Origin of the sequence: Cryobacterium sp. MP_M3, assembly GCF_015752155.1 — a bacterium.
Lineage (GTDB): Bacteria > Actinomycetota > Actinomycetes > Actinomycetales > Microbacteriaceae > Cryobacterium.
On record NZ_JADOVI010000047.1, the window covers coordinates 1 to 2,220 of the forward strand.

The window sequence follows — 2,220 nt, forward strand, 5'->3', positions numbered from 1 at the left end:
ACCACGCCGGTGGTGGGGCTGAACGATACGAATCACGAATCTGAACAGTGGGGCTCACTCGCACCAGGGGTGGTGCCCATCGAAGCCAATATTCACCGATCGGTAGTGCAATTTGAACGCGCCGAACAGCTTGGTCTCGACGACCTTGGTGCCGACGCGTCGTCCGATGCCGGTGGCGTTGTCAAAGACCAGGTGCCGGGGTGCGGCCCCGATATGGTCGAACACGGTGCGTAACCCGTGACAGACGCACTCAGCGGTTTCTCCTCGGTAGGCCTGCACGAAGCGCATGTTCGAGAACGGGAACGTGACGACGAAGATATGCAGGACCTGCCGGATCCCGCCGATGAGGGCCTCGGCCTTCACGAAGTCGACCTGCGCGGTGCCGGCGGGCCAGACCAGTTCCGTGAAGCCCTCCCCGGCCTGGCGGTGGAGGGCATTCCACTTCTTCACGAAGCGTTGCACTGGGGAATAACTGCCGGTGAAAGCCTGCTCGGTGACCAACCGGTCAAAGGCCCGTTTGGCCGTGTGGCGTTGCTTGCGCGGCCGGCGCTGGTCCTCGCCCAACCACTTTTCAACGGTCGCTTCGAACCCGGTCATGGCCGAGCCGGCGGGCCTGGCCACCGGCGCTGGCGGCCTCGGCGAGTAGTCCTGTTGACCGGTGTATTTCGTCACCGCGTCGCGGCTGACGCCCAACCGGCGGGCGATTTCACGACCCGCGATTCCATGGGAGTCGAGTGTTCTGATATTTTCTTGCACGGACATGGGTACCGTCATCTGCTTCCTGGTTCCTTCCGGCGCGACCGCATGGCAGTAGACACGCCTTTAGGAACCTATCGGGGAGGGGTGGCGGGCCCATGTCTCCATCGCTTTGGAGAGGGCCTCGGCCACCGGGTGATCTTAATCTCGTGCAGACCCGAATCCACCGTCGTGGACTGGATTTGCTGGCCTGATTCTTAGCGCTCTTTTGGCAGGAAACCGGCCACTAACTCGGCAGGATTCCAGCGCCGAAACGGCCTACAAAGAGTTGATCACACACAACCAGCTTCTTGCGGTCGCTCAAGACCCGCGGCCTCGACGGGGTCAAGCTGGTCATGTCTGACGCTCACACCGGGCTGAAGAAGGCCATCGGAACCGTGTTCCAAGGCGCCGGGTGGCAGCGCTGCCGGGTGCATTTCATGCGCAACGTGCTCGCGGTGGTCCCGAAGGGATCCCAGGACATGGTCGCCTCGATCATCCGCACCATCTTCGCCCAGCCCGACCGGGAGCACATCGAGAAACAGTTCCGCGAAGTCACCACCATGCTCGCCCGCTCTCACCCGAAAGTCGCCGCGATGCTCGTCGACGCGCAACCCGACCTGCTCGCCTTCGCCGCGTTCCCGAGGCGGCACTGGCGCCAGATCTGGTCCACGAACCCGCTCGAACGGGTCAACAAGGAAATCAAACGCCGCACCGACGTCGTCGGTGTGTTCCCCAACTCCGCCGCCCTGCTGCGCCTGGCCGGGTCGGTGTTGATCGAGCAGCACGACGAGTGGGAAGCCGGAGAACGCCGATACTTCTCCGAAGCATCCATGCTCGAGCTGGCCACCATGAACAACCCCATCGAGGTCATCGACGAGGCGGTGATCCTTCCAGAACTCGCCGCCGCCTAAGCTAGAACAACTGACCCGCACGGTGTTGAGAAACTCCACCACTCAGCGGGACGTGACCACTACCGCTCTCGCCAAACACTGCAATGTGCTGTTCTAGCGCTCTATTTACGTGCATACGCGAAGCCTAGGCCGTAAGCCGCGTCGTCCGTGGCGCCCGAAAGGTGACCGGCCTGCGGCGGGTGTGCCCCATGGCTTCGACGGTGGTCAGACTGGCCGACTCGCCGTACAACCCGAGCCGTCAAGATGGTCCCTAACATTGAGCAACTACTCGTCGGCCATCTGGTATTCGTGGGCCTGCCGCACTAATCCCATGACGTATGCAAAATCGGTGTCCTCTGCCAAACCGATTTCTGTCGGGCCGTTGCCCCAGTGGCCCTTGTTCCTCACATCCCAGGCGAGGCCGCGCTCGTCACGGAGCGATTCGATCGGAATATTGAGGCTTAGACGCATCCGTCCCTTCTGCGGCACAACGTCGAGTGGCGAGTAGCGCTTGATGGTAGCGCCAGTCCGGCGAGTTGGTAGCAAGTTTCCAGGAACACGGTAGCGACCCCGGGGTGTGTACTGCTCTGCT

At 62.3% G+C, this 2,220-nt stretch carries 1 protein-coding gene and 2 pseudogenes; 1 reads left to right on the forward strand and 2 read right to left on the reverse strand.

Annotated features, from left to right (window positions below; all coding sequences use genetic code 11):
- Positions 1 to 96 precede the first annotated feature (96 nt).
- A pseudogene (istA, locus tag IWX89_RS18250) lies at positions 97 to 762 on the reverse strand (IS21 family transposase); the annotation flags it as partial.
- A gap of 275 nt (positions 763 to 1,037) precedes the next feature.
- Between istA and IWX89_RS18255 the strand changes: the two are divergent.
- A pseudogene (locus IWX89_RS18255) lies at positions 1,038 to 1,649 on the forward strand (transposase); the annotation flags it as partial.
- Positions 1,650 to 1,913: 264 nt separating this feature from the next.
- On the opposite strand, the gene IWX89_RS18705 reads toward IWX89_RS18255, so the two are convergent.
- A partial coding sequence (locus IWX89_RS18705) for a DUF5655 domain-containing protein (RefSeq protein ID WP_231383495.1) occupies positions 1,914 to 2,220 on the reverse strand: 307 nt, incomplete at its 5' end.